Source organism: Bacillus sp. FSL K6-3154 (assembly GCF_040869395.1).
GTDB classification, from domain to species: Bacteria; Bacillota; Bacilli; order Bacillales; family Bacillaceae; genus Bacillus; species Bacillus safensis.
The window spans coordinates 3,231,810-3,252,847 of record NZ_CP152033.1; the positions used below are offsets into that span (position 1 = coordinate 3,231,810).

At 43.8% G+C, this 21,038-nt stretch carries 19 protein-coding genes, 1 riboswitch and 1 other annotated feature; all 19 genes read left to right on the plus strand.

The features are described 5' to 3' along the window. Positions 1-16: 16 nt before the first annotated feature. Positions 17-251: a binding site (T-box leader), on the plus strand. Between the two features lie 59 nt (positions 252-310). The 19 genes from ileS to cysC all read left to right on the plus strand — a co-directional run bounded on the left by ileS (position 311) and on the right by cysC (position 21,036). Then, positions 311-3,076: an isoleucine--tRNA ligase gene (gene ileS, locus MHH61_RS16715; protein ID WP_107163627.1), complete on the plus strand. Its 2,766-nt coding sequence runs from the start codon at positions 311-313 to the stop codon at positions 3,074-3,076. A gap of 161 nt (positions 3,077-3,237) precedes the next feature. Continuing rightward, a complete protein-coding gene (locus tag MHH61_RS16720; protein ID WP_039178384.1) occupies positions 3,238-3,612 on the plus strand; it encodes a hypothetical protein in 375 nt (124 codons plus the stop codon). Between the two features lie 94 nt (positions 3,613-3,706). Continuing rightward, a complete protein-coding gene (gene lspA, locus MHH61_RS16725) occupies positions 3,707-4,174 on the plus strand; it encodes a signal peptidase II (RefSeq protein ID WP_024424236.1) in 468 nt (155 codons plus the stop codon). After that, entirely contained in the window at positions 4,171-5,085 is a 915-nt protein-coding gene (locus MHH61_RS16730; RefSeq protein ID WP_024426940.1) for an RluA family pseudouridine synthase, read from the plus strand. The genes lspA and MHH61_RS16730 overlap by 4 nt, the downstream gene beginning before the upstream one ends. Before the next feature lie 170 nt (positions 5,086-5,255). Continuing rightward, a complete protein-coding gene (gene pyrR, locus MHH61_RS16735) occupies positions 5,256-5,798 on the plus strand; it encodes a bifunctional pyr operon transcriptional regulator/uracil phosphoribosyltransferase PyrR (protein WP_024424234.1) in 543 nt (180 codons plus the stop codon). 155 nt (positions 5,799-5,953) lie between these two features. After that, positions 5,954-7,282 carry a solute carrier family 23 protein gene (locus MHH61_RS16740; protein ID WP_025092549.1) on the plus strand — a complete coding sequence of 443 codons (1,329 nt, stop codon included), beginning with the start codon at positions 5,954-5,956 and terminating at the stop codon, positions 7,280-7,282. A gap of 130 nt (positions 7,283-7,412) precedes the next feature. Further along, the gene (locus tag MHH61_RS16745; RefSeq protein ID WP_024424232.1) at positions 7,413-8,336 is read left to right on the plus strand and encodes an aspartate carbamoyltransferase catalytic subunit; all 924 of its coding nucleotides are present in this window, start codon (positions 7,413-7,415) and stop codon (positions 8,334-8,336) included. Continuing rightward, on the plus strand, positions 8,320-9,606 hold the full coding sequence (locus MHH61_RS16750; protein WP_125586835.1) for a dihydroorotase: 1,287 nt from the start codon (positions 8,320-8,322) through the stop codon (positions 9,604-9,606). The genes MHH61_RS16745 and MHH61_RS16750 overlap by 17 nt, the downstream gene beginning before the upstream one ends. Further along, complete coding sequence (locus tag MHH61_RS16755) at positions 9,603-10,697, plus strand: carbamoyl phosphate synthase small subunit (RefSeq protein ID WP_024424230.1); 1,095 nt, start codon at positions 9,603-9,605, stop codon at positions 10,695-10,697. Before MHH61_RS16750 ends, MHH61_RS16755 begins: the two co-directional genes overlap by 4 nt. Further along, on the plus strand, positions 10,682-13,897 hold the full coding sequence (gene carB / locus MHH61_RS16760; protein ID WP_169510837.1) for a carbamoyl-phosphate synthase (glutamine-hydrolyzing) large subunit: 3,216 nt from the start codon (positions 10,682-10,684) through the stop codon (positions 13,895-13,897). Before MHH61_RS16755 ends, carB begins: the two co-directional genes overlap by 16 nt. After that, positions 13,894-14,670, plus strand: a complete 777-nt coding sequence (locus tag MHH61_RS16765; RefSeq protein WP_125586832.1) for a dihydroorotate dehydrogenase electron transfer subunit — start codon at positions 13,894-13,896, stop codon at positions 14,668-14,670. Before carB ends, MHH61_RS16765 begins: the two co-directional genes overlap by 4 nt. Continuing rightward, positions 14,664-15,596, plus strand: coding sequence for a dihydroorotate dehydrogenase (locus tag MHH61_RS16770; RefSeq protein ID WP_024424227.1), 933 nt, complete (start codon positions 14,664-14,666; stop codon positions 15,594-15,596). The genes MHH61_RS16765 and MHH61_RS16770 overlap by 7 nt, the downstream gene beginning before the upstream one ends. Beyond that, positions 15,568-16,272 carry an orotidine-5'-phosphate decarboxylase gene (pyrF, locus tag MHH61_RS16775; RefSeq protein ID WP_125586830.1) on the plus strand — a complete coding sequence of 235 codons (705 nt, stop codon included), beginning with the start codon at positions 15,568-15,570 and terminating at the stop codon, positions 16,270-16,272. The genes MHH61_RS16770 and pyrF overlap by 29 nt, the downstream gene beginning before the upstream one ends. A 7-nt stretch (positions 16,273-16,279) precedes the next feature. Beyond that, entirely contained in the window at positions 16,280-16,918 is a 639-nt protein-coding gene (gene pyrE, locus MHH61_RS16780) for an orotate phosphoribosyltransferase (RefSeq protein WP_125586828.1), read from the plus strand. A gap of 167 nt (positions 16,919-17,085) precedes the next feature. Continuing rightward, positions 17,086-17,188, plus strand: a riboswitch (SAM riboswitch). Between the two features lie 74 nt (positions 17,189-17,262). Beyond that, positions 17,263-17,409: a YezD family protein gene (locus MHH61_RS16785; RefSeq protein WP_073205135.1), complete on the plus strand. Its 147-nt coding sequence runs from the start codon at positions 17,263-17,265 to the stop codon at positions 17,407-17,409. A 45-nt stretch (positions 17,410-17,454) separates the two neighbouring features. Then, the gene (locus tag MHH61_RS16790; protein ID WP_024424224.1) at positions 17,455-18,156 is read left to right on the plus strand and encodes a phosphoadenylyl-sulfate reductase; all 702 of its coding nucleotides are present in this window, start codon (positions 17,455-17,457) and stop codon (positions 18,154-18,156) included. Between the two features lie 13 nt (positions 18,157-18,169). Continuing rightward, positions 18,170-19,234 carry an inorganic phosphate transporter gene (locus MHH61_RS16795; protein ID WP_025092551.1) on the plus strand — a complete coding sequence of 355 codons (1,065 nt, stop codon included), beginning with the start codon at positions 18,170-18,172 and terminating at the stop codon, positions 19,232-19,234. Positions 19,235-19,291: 57 nt separating this feature from the next. Then, positions 19,292-20,428: a sulfate adenylyltransferase gene (sat, locus tag MHH61_RS16800; RefSeq protein ID WP_125586826.1), complete on the plus strand. Its 1,137-nt coding sequence runs from the start codon at positions 19,292-19,294 to the stop codon at positions 20,426-20,428. Positions 20,429-20,442: 14 nt separating this feature from the next. After that, complete coding sequence (gene cysC, locus MHH61_RS16805; RefSeq protein ID WP_024424221.1) at positions 20,443-21,036, plus strand: adenylyl-sulfate kinase; 594 nt, start codon at positions 20,443-20,445, stop codon at positions 21,034-21,036. Positions 21,037-21,038 lie beyond the last annotated feature (2 nt).

Genomic DNA, 21,038 nt, shown 5'->3' on the forward strand with positions numbered 1-21,038 from the left:
CATAAATTAACAAGAGATAAACGTTTGAAAGGGACACTCGCAGCTGTCACATGCGTAATAAAGCGAATCAGGGATGGTGGAAGCCTGACATTACGAGACGCTGCAATGAGATCACCCCTTTAGTTCCTTTTCTGAAAAAAACAGTAAGAAAAGGCGTCTGATCACGTTACGATTTTAGAGTGGATAAGCGGCTCTTTCATATCGCTTGTCTAAAAGGGTGGTACCGCGAGACAAGCCTTCTCGTCCCTTATGGGATGAGAGGGCTTTTTTTATTGTTTTTTAATCAGAATTTGCATGTGGAGGAATGGGTATGAACTACAAAGACACCTTATTAATGCCGAAAACAGAATTCCCGATGAGAGGGAACTTGCCGAACAAAGAGCCTGAAATCCAAGAGGAGTGGGCTGAGAAAGACATCTATCAAATGGTTTTAGAGCGGACAAAAGGACGCCCAACGTTTATTTTGCATGATGGGCCTCCATATGCGAATGGTGACATTCATATGGGGCATGCACTCAATAAAATCCTAAAAGATTTTATCGTCCGTTTTAAATCAATGAACGGGTACCATGCTCCGTACGTACCGGGCTGGGATACACACGGGCTGCCAATTGAAACAGCTCTTACTAAAAATAAAAAAGTAAAACGCAAAGAAATGTCTACAGCAGAATTCCGCAAACTATGCGAGGAGTATGCTTGGAAGCAAATTGAAGGTCAGCGCAATCAGTTTAAGCGCTTAGGCGTCAGAGCAGACTGGGACAATCCATATGTCACATTAAAGCCTGAATACGAAGCGCAGCAAATTCTTGTCTTTGGTGAAATGGCGAAGAGAGGCTATATCTACAAAGGACTGAAGCCAGTTAACTGGTCTCCTTCAAGTGAATCAGCTCTTGCTGAAGCGGAAATTGAATATAAAGACAAACGTTCACCATCCATTTACGTTTCGTTTAAAGTAAAAGATGGCAAAGGCGTTCTTGAAAACGGCGAACAATTCATTATCTGGACAACAACACCTTGGACGCTTCCTGCAAACCTTGGCATTTGTGTTCATCCGAACTTAGAGTACAGTGTTCTTCAAGTCGGTGATGAGCGTTATGTCGTTGCATCTGAACTTGTTGAACAAGTAGTAAAAACACTCGGCTTTGAAGAGTATGAAGTGGTGAAAACGCTAAAAGGAAAAGAATTAGACAACATCGTTGCAGAGCATCCAATCTATGGTAGAGATTCTCTTGTGATGCTTGGCGATCACGTGACAACTGATGCAGGAACAGGCTGTGTTCACACTGCACCAGGCCACGGGGAAGATGACTTTATTGTCGGTATGAAATACGGTCTTGATGTGCTCTGTCCAGTAGATGAAAAAGGTGTGATGACAGATGAGGCACCTGGTTTTGAAGGACTATTCTACGAGGATGCCAATAAAGCCATCACAGAACAGCTTGAAGCAAAAGGCGCGCTGAAGAAGCTCGACTTTATCACGCACTCCTATCCGCATGACTGGAGAACGAAAAAACCAACGATTTATCGTGCGACAGCTCAGTGGTTTGCATCCATTAAAGATTTTAGAGAAGCGTTATTAGACAATATTAAAGAAACGAAATGGGTTCCAGCATGGGGTGAAACACGCCTGTTCAATATGGTGCGTGACAGAGGTGACTGGTGCATTTCAAGACAGCGTGTATGGGGCGTTCCAATTCCGGTGTTTTATGCAGAAAATGGTGAGCCGATCATCACAGACGAAACCATCCAGCATGTATCTCAATTATTTAGAGAGCATGGCTCGAATATTTGGTTTGAAAAAGAAGCGAAAGAGCTATTGCCAGAAGGCTTTACACATCCAGGCAGCCCGAATGGTGAATTCACTAAAGAGCAGGACATCATGGATGTATGGTTTGATTCCGGTTCTTCTCACCAAGCCGTTTTAGAAGAAAGAGATGACCTAGTCCGTCCGGCAGATCTTTACCTTGAAGGCTCTGACCAATATCGCGGCTGGTTTAACTCCTCTTTATCAACAGCAGTTGCTGTCACTGGAAAAGCACCGTATAAAGGTGTCCTAAGCCACGGCTTTACGCTTGATAAAGAAGGACGTAAGATGAGTAAATCATTAGGCAACACGATTGACCCAACGAAGGTTGCGAAGCAGCTCGGTGCAGAAATTCTTAGACTTTGGGTATCTTCTGTCAACTATCAAGCCGATCATCCAGTGTCTGATGATATTTTGAAACAAGTAGCAGAAGTCTATCGTAAAATCCGTAACACATTCCGCTTCCTGCATGGAAACCTATTTGACTTTGATCCAGCAGTAAATGCTGTGCCAGTAGAAGAGCTTCGCGAAGTGGACCAATACATCTTGATCAAATTAAACAAATTGATTGATAAAGTGAAAAAAGCTTATGATGATTACGAATTTGCGGTCGTCTATCATGCGATTCACAATTTCTGTACGATTGAGCTCAGCTCTTTCTATCTCGATTTTGCAAAGGATGTCGTCTACATTGAGCATGCGGATCACCCAGACCGCCGCAGCATGCAGACTGTCTTCTACGAAACATTAATGACATTAGTGAAGCTGACTGCACCAATTCTTCCGCATACAGCAGATGAATTATGGAGCCACTTAAGCTTTGTTGAAGAGCCAAGTGTTCAGTTAACAGATATGCCAGAAGGTGTGGCAGTTCCTCAAGCTGAAGCGACAGAAGCGAAGTTTGACCGCTTTATGGAGGTACGTGACGATGTGCTGAAAGCGCTAGAGATTGCGCGTAATGAGAAAGTCATCGGACGTTCACTTGAAGCAAGTGTGACGCTTTATGCGACAGACGAAGTGAAAAACCTTCTTGCATCCATTAAAGAAGATGTGAAGCAGCTCTTTATCATCTCTGAATTAACGGTAGAGGATAAGCAGCATGCAGATACATCGGCGCCTGAATATACATCAGGAAGAATTGTGGTTCAAAAAGCAGAAGGAGAACTGTGCGAACGTTCCCGCATTATTTCAAAAGATGTTGGTGCAAATCCGAAATACCCAACATTGTCGCTGAAAAATGCTGAAATCGTGGAGAAATATTACCAAAATTAACAGTGCGATAATCACAAGCTGGCGCCCCGTCATATGCGGGGCGTTTTCTTTTTTGAGAAAATGACAGCGTTTAGAACGAAAGGAAAAATCTTATGGCTTTAAAGTAACCAGGCAGGGCAACAATATGATTATCACGACAGGGCAGGAGTTGAAATAGCGACATGAATGGCGATCTAGAGACGATTTACACGGAACTCCTTCAAATAAAAGAAGAGCTGCAATCTAAACTGTTTGAATACGCATCATTTCGTTCACCCGCTGAGCATGTCTCGTTGAATGACGTTAAAACGACCACACTTCTTTATCACATCAAAGAAGAGCTGCAAGATGTGTCTCTCGCTATTGCAAAGATCGAACAAGGGACCTATGGCATATGTGAGGCGACAGGTAATATGATTCCGCTTGAACAAATGAGCATTCTTCCTACCGCCCGCACGGCTGACGACTTTTTATATCATAAGCAATACGAGAAAAAAGCATTCACTCCTTATCCTTCCGAATCAAATGATTCTCATTTTGAAGCCTTCCACATGTAGGGAGGTTTTTGTCTGTCAACTAAAGTTTCTTTACTCCTTCCTGTTTTCTTGATAAAATGCTTAAAGATCAAAGTATGAAGATGGAGGAACGTGTGTGTTCTATTACATAATCGCATTCGTTATCATTTGTTTAGACCAATTAACAAAATGGCTCATTGTCAAAAATATGATGCTCGGTGATTCTGTTCCAGTAATTGATGGATTCTTTTATATCACGTCTCACCGAAATTCAGGAGCCGCATGGGGAATTCTCCAAGGGCAAATGTGGTTTTTCTATGTGATCACACTCGTTGTTATTGCGGGAATTGTTTATTACTTACAAAAACATGGACAAAAGGACAAGCTGCTGGGAGTAGCGCTGGCCTTAATGCTTGGCGGAGCGATCGGAAACTTTATCGACCGTATTTTCCGTCAGGAAGTGGTTGATTTTGCTCATTTCGTATTTGGGGATTATCACTACCCAATCTTTAATATTGCAGATTCTTCTCTCTGTGTAGGGGTTATTCTGCTCTTCATTCAAATGCTGTTAGATGGAAAGAAAAATAAGGAGTCAACTACATGAATCAAGTAAATATTGCCGTTTCAGAAGAACAAACGAGTGAACGGCTAGATAAATTTCTAAGCACGACAGAACCAGAATGGTCAAGAACCCAAGTCCAGCAATGGGTAAAAGATGGGCTGATCGAAGTAAACGGGAAACAAGTAAAGGCCAATTACAAAGTACAAGCTGGGGATCAAATCAAAGTGGAGATTCCAGATCCGGAAGCGCTAGATGTAGAAGCAGAACCAATGGATCTTGATATTTATTATGAGGATGCAGATGTGTTAGTCGTAAATAAACCACGAGGAATGGTCGTTCATCCAGCGCCGGGTCATGTCTCAGGAACACTTGTAAATGGACTGATGGCACATTGCAAAGACTTATCAGGGATTAACGGTGTGATGCGTCCTGGAATTGTCCACCGAATTGATAAAGATACGTCTGGGCTGTTGATGGTCGCAAAAAACGATATGGCACATGAGTCACTCGTTAATCAGCTGGTGGCTAAAACTGTCACTAGAAAGTATACAGCTGTTGTCCACGGTATTATCCAGCATGATACAGGCACAATTGATGCCCCAATTGGCAGAGACAAAAAAGACCGCCAAAGCATGACGGTCACAAAAGAAAATGCAAAACAGGCCGTTACTCACTTTGATGTGATTGAACGCTTTAAAGACTTCACGGTTGTTGAATGCCGTCTTGAAACGGGAAGAACACACCAAATTCGTGTTCATATGAAATATATCGGCTACCCTCTTGCAGGAGATCCGAAATATGGGCCGAGAAAAACAGTCGATTTTAATGGACAGCTGCTGCATGCAGGTGTTTTAGGATTTGATCATCCTAGAACAGGAGAATATATCGAGTTCACAGCACCAATTCCAGCTGATATGCAGGCTTTTATTGATTCATTAAGAAATAACGATTGACAGGCCGTTCTTTTTCTGAAATAATAAACGAAGAAATTGAGATTCTTTAAAACAGTCCAGAGAGGCTGAGAAGGATAACGGATCAATTTGTGCAGGCGTATGCACAAATGAACGCCCCTCTCTGCCCTTTGCAGAAGGGGCTTTTTATTTGTCAAAAAGAGGTGTAATAGATGGAACAAAAAGCAGTCATTCTTGATGAACAAGCGATTAGACGAGCGCTTACCCGAATTGCACATGAAATGATTGAGCGCAACAAAGGGATGAAGGATGTCATCCTTGCCGGGATCAAGACAAGAGGCATACATCTTGCTAAGCGCCTTGCAGAGCGCATCGAGCAAATTGAAGGGAATCCAGTCACTGTGGGTGAACTTGATATTACGCTATACCGTGATGACCTGACAAAAAAGACAGACAACCAAGACCCGCTTGTAAAGGGTGCAGATATACCAGCTGACATTAATGACAAAACACTCATTGTTGTTGACGATGTCCTATTTACAGGCAGAACCGTGAGAGCAGCTATGGATGCCCTTGTGGATGTAGGAAGACCATCTTCCATTCAACTGGCTGTGCTTGTCGACCGAGGACACCGGGAGCTGCCGATTCGAGCGGATTATATCGGGAAAAACATTCCGACTTCAAAAGCAGAGACAGTCATGGTTCAGCTCAATGAAGTAGATCAAAACGACCTTGTCGCTATATATGAAAAATAACCTTTTTAAATGCATTCCAGAGAGTTTGCAAAGAGGGCAATAACAGAGAAACCGAGTACACGGCTTACATGACGTGTCCGGTTTATCTAGGCCTCTTTGCGCATACTCGCAAAGAGGCTTTTTTAATGAAAAAGGACACATCTAGGAGGAAAATCATGAGTCAACAAAAAGCCAATTTAGGCATTCGAGATATCCCAAAACCATTCACATGGCTGTCACTTAGCCTGCAGCATTTGTTTGCGATGTTTGGTGCGACCATTCTTGTACCAAAAATCATTGATATGAGTCCAGCCGTCGCGCTCATCTCAAGCGGAGTGGGAACGATTGTTTACTTAATCATCACAAGAGGACAAATTCCGGCGTATCTTGGATCGTCCTTTGCCTTCATCGCCCCCATACTGAATGTGAAAGCAACAGGCGGCCCTGGAGCCGCAATGGTTGGCGCCTTCATGGCGGGTGTCGCTTATGCACTCATCGCCCTATTCATTAAATGGCTCGGCACAGGCTGGCTGATGAAGCTTCTGCCGCCGGTGGTCGTAGGACCAGTCATTATGGTCATCGGACTCGGACTCGCTGGAACAGCAGTCAACATGGCGATGTATGTTGATCCGAATGCAACCGAGCTTGTTTACAGCCTCAAGCACTTAATGGTCGCTGGCTTCACACTGGCTGTCACCATTATCAGTATGATTTTCCTAAGAGGATTCCTTAGCTTAATCCCAGTATTAATCGGCATCATCAGCGGCTATCTCTTTGCCTTAACACAAGGCATCGTGAACTTCCAGCCGGTCATTGACGCAAAATGGTTTGCTGTACCAGACTTCGTCGTGCCATTTGTCGACTATACACCTGCTGTGACCTTAAGCATTCTCACAGTGATGGTGCCGGTAGCCTTTGTCACAATGTCTGAGCATATCGGCCACCAAGTGGTGTTAAGTAAGGTCGTAGGACAAGATTTTATTAAAAAACCAGGTCTTCACCGTTCCATTTTAGGAGACAGTGCGGCGACGATCTTCGCTTCACTTATTGGCGGACCACCAACAACAACTTATGGAGAGAACATTGGCGTACTAGCCATCACAAGAGTGTTCAGTATCTTCGTCATCGGCGGAGCAGCCGTGTTTGCGATCTGCTTCGGTTTTGTAGGAAAAATTTCAGCATTAATCAGTACAGTGCCGTCCGCGGTGATGGGAGGCGTTTCGTTCCTGCTCTTTGGAATCATTGCTTCAAGCGGCCTGAGAATTCTGATTGATCATAAAGTGAATTTTGAAGAAAAGCGTAATCTCATTATCGCATCAGTCATCCTAGTCATTGGGATTGGCGGGGCATTCATTGAGGTGAAACAAATCAATCTCACCCTATCTGGAATGGCACTTGCTGCGATTACGGGTGTCCTGTTAAATCTGATCCTGCCGCATCAAAAAGCAGAAGATGACAACTCAAATGAATCAAATACAGAAAACCTTTTAAAAGAAGTCCAGTGAGGCTGACAAGGGTTCTAAATGGAGCGGAATGCACAAAAGTGCCGCTGCTTCTTTTGGAGAACCCTAAGCTGCCGAGGCTTAGGGTTTTTTTGAACCTGAAAGTGATGAAAAACTAGAGGGGGAAGAAAAAATGAATGATTTATCGACAATGAGCAGCTTATCAAAAGAAGAGATCTTACAGCTGATTGAAGAAGCAGCTGCACTCAAAAAGGGGAAACAAGAACATGGATTAGCCGGAGAATTTGTGGCAAACCTTTTCTTTGAACCAAGCACAAGAACACGTTTTAGCTTCGAAGTAGCTGAGAAGAAACTAGGGATGAATGTCCTGAGCTTAGATGCAGCAAGCACCTCCGTTCAAAAAGGCGAAACACTTTACGATACGGTAAAAACACTCGAATCGATCGGAGTAAAGGCATGTGTGATCAGAGACAGCACAGATGAATATTATAACGAGCTGATCGGGAAGGTTGGAATTCCCATCATCAATGCAGGAGATGGTTGCGGACAGCATCCAACCCAATCACTGCTTGACCTCATGACCATCTTTGAAGAGTTTGGCGGCTTTGAAGGCTTAACGATTTCGATTCATGGAGACATCAAACATAGCAGGGTGGCAAGATCTAATGCTGAGGTTCTCTCAAGGCTGGGAGCGACAGTCCTCTTTTCAGGGCCTGCCTCCTTCCAGGATGAACAAAACCCTCACGGAACGTATGTCCAAGTAGATGAAGCCATCGCACAATCTGATGTGGTGATGCTACTTAGAATCCAGCATGAACGGCACGCTGAAAAAATGGGCAGTGAAGATTACTTATCAACTTATGGATTAACAGTAGACAGAGCAAACAAAATGAAAGAACGCGCGATTATTATGCATCCAGCACCAGTAAACAGAGGTGTTGAAATAGATGATTCATTAGTAGAGTCCAAGCAGTCAAGGATTTTCAAACAAATGGAAAATGGTGTTTATATCCGAATGGCCGTATTAAAAAGAGCTTTTCAAAATAGCACACTACATCAAAAAGGGAGAGATTCTGTCTATGTCATATCTCATTAAAAACGGTTTTATCTTAACAAGCACAGGCGAAAGGGTGCAGCAGGATATTAGGGTAAAAGGAGAAGTGATTCAAGCGATTGGTCACTTAGAAAGAGAAGACGGAGAAGAGGTTATTGATGCAGCAGGGCTATTTGTATCACCAGGCTTGATCGATCTGCATGTGCATTTAAGAGAGCCAGGCGGAGAGAAAAAGGAAACGATTGAAACAGGCTCTAAAGCAGCCGCAAGAGGCGGATATACGACGATTGCAGCGATGCCGAATACAAGGCCGGTTCCAGATACAAAAGAGCAAATGGAATGGCTCATGAATCGAATCGAAGAGACTTCATCTGTAAGAGTGCTGCCATACGCCTCCATCACAACGAGACAAATTGGGGAAGAAATGACGGATTTTGCAGCACTAAAAGAAGCAGGCGCCTTTGCCTTTACAGATGACGGTGTCGGCATCCAAACAGCAGGCATGATGTACGAAGCGATGAAAAAGGCAGCAAGTCTTGATCAAGCGATTGTGGCGCACTGTGAAGATAACTCGCTCATTTACGGCGGGTGCGTTCATGAAGGAGAATTTTCAAAAGCAAATGGGTTAAACGGAATACCGTCCATTTGTGAATCGGTGCATATTGCAAGAGATGTTCTTTTAGCAGAAGCAGCGAACTGTCATTATCATGTATGTCATATCAGTACGAAAGAATCTGTGCGGGTCGTACGCGATGCAAAAAAAGCAGGCATCCGTGTGACGGCTGAGGTGTCACCGCATCACCTGCTGTTGTGTGATACGGACATTCCAGGTCTTGATACAAATTATAAAATGAACCCGCCGCTCAGAGGAAAAGAGGATCGCGAGGCATTGATCGAGGGACTGTTAGATGGAACGATTGATTTCATCGCAACAGACCATGCGCCGCATACAGAAGAAGAAAAGAACGAAACGATGCAGCGTGCCCCGTTTGGAATTGTGGGACTTGAAACTGCGTTTCCGCTTCTGTATACACGATTTGTCAAAACAGGCGAATGGACATTAAAAGAACTCGTTGATTATATGACAATCAAACCAGCTGAAGCATTTTCTCTTCCATACGGAAAGCTTGAAGAAGGGCACATAGCTGATATCACACTCATTGATTTAAACAAAGAAATGGCAATCGATAAAACAAGCTTCTTATCTAAAGGGCAAAATACACCGTTTGACAAATTGACTGTATCAGGATGGCCGGTCATGACACTTGCATCTGGGAAAGTCGTTTATGAAGAGGGGAGACTAGTAAAATGAAGAGACGCTTAGTGCTAGAAAACGGAACAGTATTCGAAGGAACAGGCTTTGGCAGCTTAGAACCATCAGTCGGAGAAGTCGTCTTTAATACAGGGATGACGGGCTATCAAGAAATTTTATCTGATCCATCATACTGCGGACAAATTGTCACACTGACTTACCCGCTTATCGGCAACTATGGCATTAACCGTGACGATTTTGAATCGATCACACCGTTTGTGAAAGGGCTGATTGTGAAAGAGCTTTGTGAAAAGCCCTCAAACTGGCGCTCTTCATATTCACTCGATGAATATTTAAAAATGAAAAACATTCCGGGGCTGAGCGGAATCGATACACGGAAGCTGACTAGAATGATTCGAAGTGCAGGGACTTTAAGAGGGGCATTTGCAGGACCTGATGAACAAGTAGAAGACGTTGTCCGCCGCCTTCAAACATTGCAGCTGCCAACAGATCAAGTGAGTCAAGTATCTGTGAAAAATGCGTACCCAAGCCCAGGCAGAGGAAAAAGAATTGTCCTTGTCGATTTCGGCATGAAGCACGGCATTTTGCGCGAGCTCAATAAACGTGACTGCGACGTCATTGTGGTGCCATACAACATCACTGCAGATGAAGTGCTGCAGCTAAAGCCTGATGGCATCATGCTTTCAAACGGACCTGGAGATCCTGTGGATGTACCGGAAGCCGTTGAGATGATTCAGCAATTGATTGGAAAGGTGCCGCTCTTTGGTATATGCCTCGGACATCAATTATTTGCTCTAGCATGCGGTGCAAGCACAGAAAAAATGAAATTTGGCCACAGAGGATCAAACCATCCGGTGAAAGAACTAGCAACTGGCAAGGTGACACTGACGTCTCAAAACCACGGCTACACGGTTAGCAGTATTAACGAAGACGTGCTCGAAGTCACACATATTGCCCTAAACGACAATACGATTGAAGGATTAAAACATAAAGAAGCACCAGCTTTCACTGTTCAGTACCACCCAGAAGCATCACCGGGTCCAGAAGATGCAAACTACTTATTTGACCAGTTCATGGAAATGATTCATACGACTGAGAAAGAAGGGGAAGAAGTATGCCAAAACGCGTAGACATCAAAAAGATTTTAGTAATCGGATCAGGTCCTATCATCATCGGTCAGGCAGCGGAGTTTGACTATGCAGGTACACAGGCTTGCTTAGCGCTAAAAGAAGAGGGCTATGAAGTCGTTCTTGTGAACTCTAACCCTGCGACCATCATGACAGATACAGAAATGGCTGATAAGGTATACATCGAACCACTGACACCAGAATTTTTAACACGAATCATTCGAAAAGAACGCCCTGATGCGATCTTGCCAACACTTGGCGGGCAAACTGGATTAAACCTTGCTGTTGAATTGTCAGAGCTTGGCGTATTAGCTGAATGCGGCGTTGAAGTACTCGGTACAAAGCTGTCAGCCATCCAAAAAGCAGAGGATAGAGATTTATTCCGTAATTTAATGAATGAACTAAATGAGCCAGTACCAGAAAGTGAAATCATTCATAACCTGGAAGAAGCGATGGCGTTTACAGATCAAATCGGTTTCCCTGTCATCGTCAGACCAGCCTATACATTAGGCGGAACAGGCGGCGGAATTTGTACAAACGAGCAAGAACTGAAGGAAATCGTTGAAAACGGTCTGAAGCTAAGCCCAGTCACACAATGCTTACTTGAAAAAAGCATTGCAGGCTTTAAAGAAATTGAATATGAAGTCATGCGAGACAGCGGTGACCATGCAATCGTTGTTTGTAACATGGAAAACTTTGACCCTGTCGGCATCCATACTGGTGACAGTATTGTTGTAGCCCCAAGCCAAACGTTAAGTGACCGTGAATATCAGCTGCTTCGAAATGTGTCGCTTAAGCTGATCCGTGCACTTGGCATTGAAGGCGGCTGTAACGTACAGCTGGCACTTGATCCAAACAGCTTTCAATACTATATCATCGAAGTAAACCCGCGTGTGAGCCGTTCATCTGCGCTTGCGTCGAAAGCGACAGGCTATCCAATAGCCAAATTGGCAGCGAAAATTGCTGTCGGCTTAACGCTTGATGAAATGATGAACCCAGTCACAGGTAAAACCTATGCAGCCTTCGAGCCGGCACTTGACTATATCGTTTCAAAAATACCGCGCTGGCCGTTCGATAAATTTGAATCTGCGAACAGACGTCTTGGTACGCAAATGAAGGCAACTGGTGAAGTCATGGCGATCGGCCGCACATTAGAAGAGTCTCTTCTAAAGGCTGTACGTTCACTTGAAGCCGATGTGCATCACATTGAATTAAAAGATGAAGCAGACATCACAAATGAAGTGCTTGAAAAACGGATTATCAAAGCGGGAGACGAACGATTATTTTATATCGCTGAGGCGCTTAGAAGAGGCTATACAGTCGAACAAATACATGAATTCTCAAAAATTGATTACTTCTTCCTTCATAAGCTGGAAGGCATCATCGCCTTTGAGAAGATATTAAAAGAAAACAAAGGCAATACAGACGTATTAAAAGAAGCGAAAGAAAAAGGCTTCTCAGATATCTACATTAGCCGCGAGTGGAAGATGAACGAAGCGGATGTCTACAAGCTAAGACAAGAAGCAGGCATTGTACCTGTATACAAAATGGTGGATACATGTGCGGCAGAATTTGAATCAGAGACACCATATTTCTACAGCACATATGAAGATGAAAATGAATCAGAACGTACAGACAAGAAAAGCGTTATCGTATTAGGTTCAGGTCCTATCCGAATTGGACAAGGGGTTGAATTTGATTATGCGACTGTTCACTCTGTGTGGGCAATTAAACAAGCAGGCTATGAAGCGATCATTATAAACAACAACCCTGAAACGGTCTCAACAGACTTTAGTATTTCAGATAAGCTCTACTTTGAACCACTCACTGTAGAAGATGTCATGCATATCATCGACCTTGAACAGCCTGAAGGAGTCGTCGTTCAGTTCGGCGGACAAACGGCGATCAACCTAGCAGATGAATTATCAAATAGAGGGGTTAAAATTCTTGGAACTTCTCTAGAAGACCTAGACCGCGCAGAAAACCGGGACAAGTTTGAACAAACGTTAGAAACACTCGGCGTGCCGCAGCCTAAAGGGAAAACAGCAACGTCTGTGCCTGAAGCTGTAGCGATTGCCAATCAAATCGGCTACCCAGTCCTTGTCCGTCCTTCCTATGTATTAGGCGGCCGCGCGATGGAAATTGTGTATCAAGAAGCTGAGCTTCTTCACTACATGGAGAATGCGGTGAAGGTTAACCCGCAGCATCCAGTGTTAATTGACAAGTATTTGACAGGAAAAGAAATTGAAGTAGATGCCGTGTCTGATGGAGAAACTGTCGTAATCCCAGGCATTATGGAACACATTGAAAGAGCCGGAGTTCACTCTGGTGACTCGATTGCGGTCTATCCGCCGCAAACATTGTCTGAGGACATCAAAGCAAAGATCGCAGAATACACGATCAAGCTTGCAAAAGGACTCAACATTATTGGGCTTTTGAACATTCAGTTTGTCCTATCAAAAGGTGAAGTGTATGTACTTGAAGTGAACCCGAGATCAAGCCGGACGGTTCCTTTCTTAAGTAAAATTACAGGCATCCCGATGGCAAACCTTGCGACAAAAGTCATCTTAGGAGACAAGCTCAAAAATTATGGCTACGAAGAAGGGCTTCATACAGAGCAAGAAGGAGTGTACGTCAAAGTTCCAGTCTTCTCTTTTGCAAAATTAAGAAGAGTGGATATTACACTCGGGCCTGAAATGAAATCAACAGGTGAGGTCATGGGGAAAGATGTCACGATCGAAAAAGCCCTATATAAAGGATTGATTGCATCAGGCATTCAAATCCCTAATGACGGAACAGTTCTTCTGACAGTGGCTGATAAGGATAAAGAAGAAGGACTTGAGATCGCAAGAAGATTCCATTCGATCGGCTATCATATTTTAGCAACAGAAGGAACGGCGAATTATTTAAAACAAGCCTCCATTCCTTCAAGTGTGGTCGGCAAAATTGGAGAAGAAGGCAAAAATCTTCTTGATGTTATTCGAAACGGGGAAGCCCAATTCGTGATCAACACATTAACAAAAGGAAAACAGCCGGCAAGAGACGGCTTTAGAATTAGACGTGAATCTGTTGAAAACGGAGTGGCTTGCTTAACGTCACTAGATACAGCAGAAGCCATTTTAAGAGTGCTTGAGAGCATGACATTTAGAGCGGATGAAATGCCAGAAGTGAAAACGAATGCTGAGGTGACAGTAACGATATGAAAAAAGCATACTTGACGGTCGTCTCGAACCGAGAGATCGCTGATCATATTTACGAAATGACATTACAAGGTGACCTTGTGGACTCCTTTCAAACGGCTGGACAATTTCTTCATCTAAAGGTCAGTGAATCGATGACACCGCTGCTGAGAAGACCGATCAGTATTGCCAACATTCATGCCGAGCAAAAAGAAGCAACCATCATTTACCGCGCAGAGGGAGAGGGCACAAAGCTCCTCTCCCAAAAGCGGGAGGGAGAATCAGTCGATGTATTAGGGCCGCTTGGAAACGGGTATGATCCTTCAGTCGTCAAGCCCGGAGAGACGGCATTACTAGTCGGCGGCGGAATTGGCGTACCGCCTCTATATGAACTGTCCAAGCGTTTAACGAAAAAAGGCGTCATCGTAAAGCATGTCCTCGGCTTTCAGTCGAAAAAGGATGTATTTTACGAGGGAAAATTTCAAGCACTCGGCGATACGTTTATTGCAACGGTTGATGGCACATACGGTGCTAAAGGCTTTGTAACAGATGTGATAAAAGAGCAAAACCTGAGCTTTGATGTGCTGCTTTCCTGCGGTCCAACACCTATGCTAAAAGCGCTGAAAGACACGTATCCTGATAAGCCTGTCTACATTTCGATGGAAGAACGAATGGGCTGCGGGATTGGTGCCTGCTTTGCATGTGTCTGTCATACCGATCAGCTCGACAAACCTTACGTCAAAGTGTGTCTTGATGGACCTGTATTTAAAGCAGAGGAGGTGGCATTGTCATGCTAAACGTTGAGTTACCGGGATTATCTTTAAAGAATCCAATTATCCCTGCATCAGGCTGCTTTGGATTCGGGAGAGAATTTGCATCCTTATATGACCTGTCATTGCTGGGCGGTATCATGATCAAAGCCACAACCCTTGAACCGAGATTTGGCAATCCGACTCCAAGGGTAGCTGAGACAGGAGCCGGTATGCTCAATGCAATCGGCCTTCAAAACCCAGGTCTAAAAGGTGTGCTTGAAAATGAATTGCCTTGGCTCGAGCAGTTTGATACGCCTATTATTGCGAATGTTGCTGGCTCACAGGTGGATGATTATGTTGAAGTAGCCAAGCAAATCAGCCAAGCAAAAAATGTTCATGCCCTTGAGCTGAACATTTCTTGCCCAAATGTTAAAACCGGCGGAATCGCCTTTGGTACAGATCCAAATATGGCAGCATCATTGACAAAAGCAGTCAAGAAAGTCTCTTCCGTACCTGTCTATGTCAAGCTGTCACCTAACGTAGCCAATATTGTAGAAATTGCTCAAGCGATTGAAGCTGCTGGAGCAGATGGACTCACTATGATTAACACATTAATTGGGATGCGTTTAGATTTAAAAACGGGGAAACCCATCCTTGCCAATAAAACAGGCGGATTATCAGGACCAGCTGTCAAACCTGTCGCTGTACGTATGGTGCATGAGGTGAGTCAAGCGGTTTCTATTCCGATTATCGGGATGGGCGGAGTGCAAAGTGCTGAAGATGTACTTGAATTTTTACTAGCAGGTGCAAGTGCAGTCGCTGTCGGTACAGCCAATTTTGTGAATCCATTTATTTGCCCGGAAATCATTGAAGAATTGCCAAATGTGTTAGCAGCATATGGTTATTCATCTGTAGAGGAATGTATCGGAAGGAGCTGGAAACATGAAGCACTTGCCCATCATCGCGCTTGATTTTCCATCAGGGCAGGACGCGCTTGCCTTTTTAGATCTCTTTGAAGGGACACCATTATTTGTGAAGGTCGGCATGGAGCTGTTTTACCAAGAAGGACCTGCCATCCTTGATGCGCTGAAAGAAAAAAATTGCCGCATTTTTCTCGATCTAAAATTACATGACATTCCAACAACGGTGCAAAAAGCGATGAACCGGCTTGCCGCACTTGGCGTTGATTTGGTCAATGTGCATGCTGCTGGCGGGAAACGAATGATGCAGGCTGCATTAGAGGGACTTGAAAGCGGGACTCCTGCTGGACAAAGCCGTCCGGGCATTATTGCAGTGACCCAGCTGACTAGTACGTCAGAAGACATGATGAGAAACGAATTACTCATTGACCGTCCGCTGCAAGAGACTGTGATCCGGTACGGACAATTAGCATATGAAAGTGGGCTGGACGGGGTTGTTTGCTCTGTTCATGAATCTAAAGCACTTCATGAACATATCTCACCCTCTTTTCTCACTGTAACGCCAGGGATTCGCTTACCGAATGATCAAACCGATGACCAAAAGCGTGTGGCGACACCTGCCTATGCAAAAGAGCAAGGTGTTTCACAAATTGTTGTCGGAAGATCAATCACAAAAGCTGATAAACCAATAGAAGCCTATCATCAAATTTTGAAAGAGTGGGAGTGACTGCCAGATGAAATCAAAAATCGCGAAACATCTATTACAAATCAAAGCGGTCTCATTAAAACCAGACGAACCGTTTACATGGGCGAGCGGTATAAAATCACCGATCTATTGTGATAACCGCCTCACATTATCATATCCAGAAGTCAGACACGACATTGCGGAAGGTCTAAAAGATTTGATTCTCACTCATTTCAAGGGAGCAGAGGTTGTCGCGGGTACTGCAACAGCAGGCATTCCGCATGCGGCATTAGCAGCAGACCGCTTGAACATCCCGATGTGTTATGTCAGAAGTAAGCCGAAAGTACACGGCAAAGGAAATCAAATTGAAGGGGCCGTATCGAAAGGCCAAAAGGTTGTCGTCGTCGAAGACCTTATTTCCACAGGAGGCAGTGTGCTGGAAGTGGTTGCTGCTCTTCAAGCTGAGGGCTGCGAGGTACTAGGAGTTGCCGCAATCTTCACATACGGACTGCCAAAAGCAGCGGCCGCTTTTCAAGAAAAAAATATTCCATATGTCACCCTGACAGACTATGACACATTGACAGACGTGGCACTTGAACTGAAAGCGATTGAGCCGTCTGCGATGAACAAACTAAAACGCTGGAGACAAGACCCTTCCTCTGAATCTTGGATGGAAGAAACGGTCTGAAAAGTCAAAGTCCATCGTTAACAATTTTAAAGCTGTGCCTGCCCGCACGGCTTTTTTATTTGGGTAAAAATAGTAAAATAGACTCAAATTTTAATAAAAACTAATCCTATCAATAAAGTCGGGTTGACTTTTGTTTGAATTGTGTTAATATTTAAGACAAATTGAAACTCTTATCCAGAGAGGTGGAGGGACTGGCCCGATGAAACCCGGCAACCTGCGATTCGCAAGGTGCTACTTCCTGCAAAATGATTCTATTTTGAAAGATAAGGAAATTGCGAGCTTCCTCATCTTTCTTTCGGACTGAAAGAAAGTTTTTTTATTTTAACGGTGAGGAGGAAGAGGAGATGGAAGTGAAACAAAATCAGGATGAGGACTTAGTAAAGCATATGCAAGAACTGATTGGGGATATGAAATTCGGTTCAATTACGTTAATTGTTCAGGACGGTCAAGTGATTCAAGTGGAAAAAAACGAAAAAATTAGATTAAAGTAGTGCGGAAAATAGCAATATGAGCGGTACTCCGGAAGGGGAGAAATCATGTTAACTTATGAAAATTGGCAAGAGCCGTCCATTACATTTCAAGAGGATGATTTGTATAAAGGAGCCCTGTCTGTACTGAAATGGGCGTACGGTCATTATGGTGACCAGCTCGTATATGCGTGCAGCTTTGGGATTGAGGGCATCGTTCTAATTGATCTGATTGCAAAAGTAAAAAAAGATGCGAGAATTGTCTTTTTAGATACAGGTCTGCATTTTAAAGAAACTTACGACACAATTGATGCGGTAAAGGAAAGATATCCGGGCTTAGATATTGTACTGAAAACGCCTGAGCTGACGGTTGAACAGCAAAATGAGCAGCACGGTGATCAATTATGGAAAACAGATCCTCAAAGCTGCTGTCATATGCGTAAGGTCATTCCTTTGCAAGAAGCCTTATCTGGTTATCCAGCATGGCTTTCTGGTTTAAGAAGAGAGCAGTCACCAAAACGAGCAGGGACGAATTTCTTAAATAAGGATGAAAAATTCAAATCAGTGAAAGTATGTCCCCTCATCCATTGGACGTGGAAGGACATATGGAGATATGCATCTAGAGAGGAACTTACTTATAATCCGCTGCATGACCAAGGATATCCAAGTATCGGCTGTGCACCGTGTACACAGCCAGCATTTACTGCAGATGATCTGCGTTCTGGCAGATGGTCAGGCACAGCAAAGACAGAGTGCGGATTACATGAGTAAGGGAGCATAATGTATGGAAATCGCCGCAATTTTATTTAGTCTATTCTTTGCTTTAAACATAGGCGCAAGCGGAGCAGCTGCTTCTATGGGCATTGCGTATGGATCAGGTGCCATTCAAAAGCCCATTTATGCGCTCAGTTTTTGTGCAGTTGGGATTTTAGCAGGTTCAGTGATTGGCGGCGGTGAGGTCGTCAAAACGATCAGCTCTGGTATTATGCCAGAATCAGTCATTACACTTGAAATCGTTTGTATTATCATTGGTTCTGCTGCACTATCACTTTTCATAGCAAATCTGATGGCGATTCCTTTATCAACAAGTGAGGTCACAGTAGGGGCTGTAGTTGGTGTGGCAGTCGCATATAAAGTTTTGTTTGTGAAATCCATTTTAGTGATTGTGGCATTTTGGGTCATCATCCCGCTTTTCGCCTTTCTTTTTACCTTTGCTGTCGTCAAAATCATCAGAATGTTCCCTAAACGGAAGCTGTCTAAAAAAGGCACAGCTATTTTATCTATCGTATTAATTCTCAGCGGATTTTTAGAGGCATTTTCAGCCGGTATGAACAATGTGGCAAATGCCGTCGGCCCACTCGTCGCTTCAGGCGTTTTGTCAGTTGGGCAGGGAACACTTTACGGCGGAATCTTTGTCGCAGCAGGGGCCCTCTTGCTAGGTAGAAGAGTACTGGAAACAAACGGAAAGAAAATTACCCGCTATCAAACAGGCGAAGGGATTTTACTTTCGAGTACCGGTGCCGGGCTTGTCATCGTCAGCTCTATTTTTGGGCTGCCCGTTCCACTTACGCAAATCACCTCCTCGTCTATTATCGGGCTTGGAATGGCAAAAGGCGGGCCTAACATTTTTCACAAACATGTGGTGAAAAAAATGCTGAAAGTATGGGTGGTCTCACCTTTCTTATCACTCAGCCTATCGTATTTGCTTGTGAGCCTTTTCTTAAAAGGAGACTATTACTCTATCTTTATCATGATGAGTGTACTGCTTGCCTCACTTGGTGCGCTGAGTCTGATGAAAGCAGTCAAAAATGAAAGCAGCTCTATTCATGAACAGGGCGGCGGGATTTAACCATAAATCCGACTATTAACATCTAATAAATATGAACATTGAGAGGAAGATGAACAAATGAGTTTAACACCACATGGTGGCGTATTAATTAATCGAGTAAATGAAGAATATGATCTCAGCACGGCTGCGAAGGAAATTGAACTAGATGCGATTTCCTTTGCAGACCTTGAACTCATTGCAATTGGCGGATATAGTCCAATTGAAGGGTTTTTAACAAAAGCTGATTATGAAGCAGTTGTAAGCAGTATGCGGCTAGCAAGTGGTGTCGTTTGGTCTCTTCCTATTACACTGCCAGTGACAAAAGAAAAGGCTGCGGAAATCCATCAAGGCGATATCGTGCGCTTATCCTACAATGGAACTGTATATGGGGTCATTGAAGTAGAGGATCAATACACACCAGATAAGGAAAAAGAAGCGGTGAATGTCTATAAAACAGATGACCGCAATCATCCAGGCGTGAAAAAATTATTTGAACGCGGCGATACTTACATTGGCGGGAAAATTACACTGACGAAACGCAGTGAAAAACCATTCCCTCAATTTACGTATGAGCCAGAAGAAACAAGACGTCATTTTCAAGAAAACGGCTGGAAAACCATTGTTGGTTTCCAAACGAGAAACCCGGTTCACCGTGCTCATGAATATATTCAAAAAACAGCACTGGAAACAGTCGATGGTTTATTTTTAAATCCTCTTGTCGGTGAAACAAAATCTGACGACATCCCGGCAGATGTAAGAATGAAAAGCTATCAAGTGTTATTGGACGGTTATTATCCAAAAGACCGCGTCTTTTTAGGTGTTTTTCCTGCTGCAATGCGTTATGCTGGACCAAAGGAAGCCATTTTTCATGCGCTAGTACGGAAAAATTATGGCTGCACCCATTTTATTGTCGGAAGAGATCATGCAGGTGTTGGTGACTATTACGGCACATACGAGGCGCAGGAACTATTTGATCAATTTACAAGCGAAGAAATCGGCATTACTCCATTAAAATTTGAACACAGCTTCTACTGTAATACATGTGAAGCGATGGCCACTCCAAAAACGTGTCCTCACGACAAAAGCGAGCATGTCATTCTTTCAGGTACAAAGGTTCGAACAATGCTGAGAAACGGTGAATTACCACCAAGCACGTTCAGCCGAAAAGAAGTCATTGAAACATTAATCGAAGGATTAAAAACGACGGTATCTTAACGGGAGGGTATGACATGAGCAACGAACATATCGTGTGGCATGATTCATCTATTACAAAAAAAGAATATCAACAAAAAAACAATCATACGAGCGGCATTATCTGGCTTACAGGTCTAAGCGGGTCAGGTAAATCAACGATCGCGAATGCAGCTGCAAGAGAGCTGTTTGAACAAGGCTACCAAGTCACAGTTCTTGACGGCGATAACGTGCGGCACGGACTCAATAAAGATCTAGGGTTTTCAGATGATGACAGAAAAGAAAACATCCGCCGGATCGGAGAAGTGGCGAAATTATTTGTGGAGCAAGGAACGATTGTCATCACTGCTTTTATTTCTCCATTTCAGGAAGACCGCCACACTGTCAGACAGTTGGTCGAAGAGGGAGAATTTCACGAAGTGTTTGTCAAATGTGATCTGAACGTGTGTGAAGAGCGTGATCCAAAAGGGTTATATAAAAAGGCGAGAAACGGTGAAATTCCATTTTTCACTGGAATCGATTCACCGTATGAAGAGCCTGCTGCGCCTGAGCTCGTATTAGATACAGGGGAATTATCCCGTGAGGAATCTAAACAGCGTCTTGTTGATTATGTAAAAGGAACAACGAAATAATC

Coding starts and splice junctions, on each gene's coding strand:
- MHH61_RS16790 (WP_024424224.1), top strand. CDS start 17,455: ATGTTAACTTATGAAAATTGGCAAGAGCCGTCCATTACATTTCAAGAG.
- MHH61_RS16745 (WP_024424232.1), top strand. CDS start 7,413: ATGAATGATTTATCGACAATGAGCAGCTTATCAAAAGAAGAGATCTTA.
- sat (WP_125586826.1), top strand. CDS start 19,292: ATGAGTTTAACACCACATGGTGGCGTATTAATTAATCGAGTAAATGAA.
- MHH61_RS16765 (WP_125586832.1), top strand. CDS start 13,894: ATGAAAAAAGCATACTTGACGGTCGTCTCGAACCGAGAGATCGCTGAT.
- ileS (WP_107163627.1), top strand. CDS start 311: ATGAACTACAAAGACACCTTATTAATGCCGAAAACAGAATTCCCGATG.
- pyrR (WP_024424234.1), top strand. CDS start 5,256: ATGGAACAAAAAGCAGTCATTCTTGATGAACAAGCGATTAGACGAGCG.
- MHH61_RS16770 (WP_024424227.1), top strand. CDS start 14,664: ATGCTAAACGTTGAGTTACCGGGATTATCTTTAAAGAATCCAATTATC.
- pyrF (WP_125586830.1), top strand. CDS start 15,568: ATGAAGCACTTGCCCATCATCGCGCTTGATTTTCCATCAGGGCAGGAC.
- MHH61_RS16750 (WP_125586835.1), top strand. CDS start 8,320: ATGTCATATCTCATTAAAAACGGTTTTATCTTAACAAGCACAGGCGAA.
- MHH61_RS16755 (WP_024424230.1), top strand. CDS start 9,603: ATGAAGAGACGCTTAGTGCTAGAAAACGGAACAGTATTCGAAGGAACA.
- carB (WP_169510837.1), top strand. CDS start 10,682: ATGCCAAAACGCGTAGACATCAAAAAGATTTTAGTAATCGGATCAGGT.
- MHH61_RS16795 (WP_025092551.1), top strand. CDS start 18,170: ATGGAAATCGCCGCAATTTTATTTAGTCTATTCTTTGCTTTAAACATA.
- MHH61_RS16740 (WP_025092549.1), top strand. CDS start 5,954: ATGAGTCAACAAAAAGCCAATTTAGGCATTCGAGATATCCCAAAACCA.
- MHH61_RS16730 (WP_024426940.1), top strand. CDS start 4,171: ATGAATCAAGTAAATATTGCCGTTTCAGAAGAACAAACGAGTGAACGG.
- pyrE (WP_125586828.1), top strand. CDS start 16,280: ATGAAATCAAAAATCGCGAAACATCTATTACAAATCAAAGCGGTCTCA.
- MHH61_RS16720 (WP_039178384.1), top strand. CDS start 3,238: ATGAATGGCGATCTAGAGACGATTTACACGGAACTCCTTCAAATAAAA.
- MHH61_RS16785 (WP_073205135.1), top strand. CDS start 17,263: ATGGAAGTGAAACAAAATCAGGATGAGGACTTAGTAAAGCATATGCAA.
- cysC (WP_024424221.1), top strand. CDS start 20,443: ATGAGCAACGAACATATCGTGTGGCATGATTCATCTATTACAAAAAAA.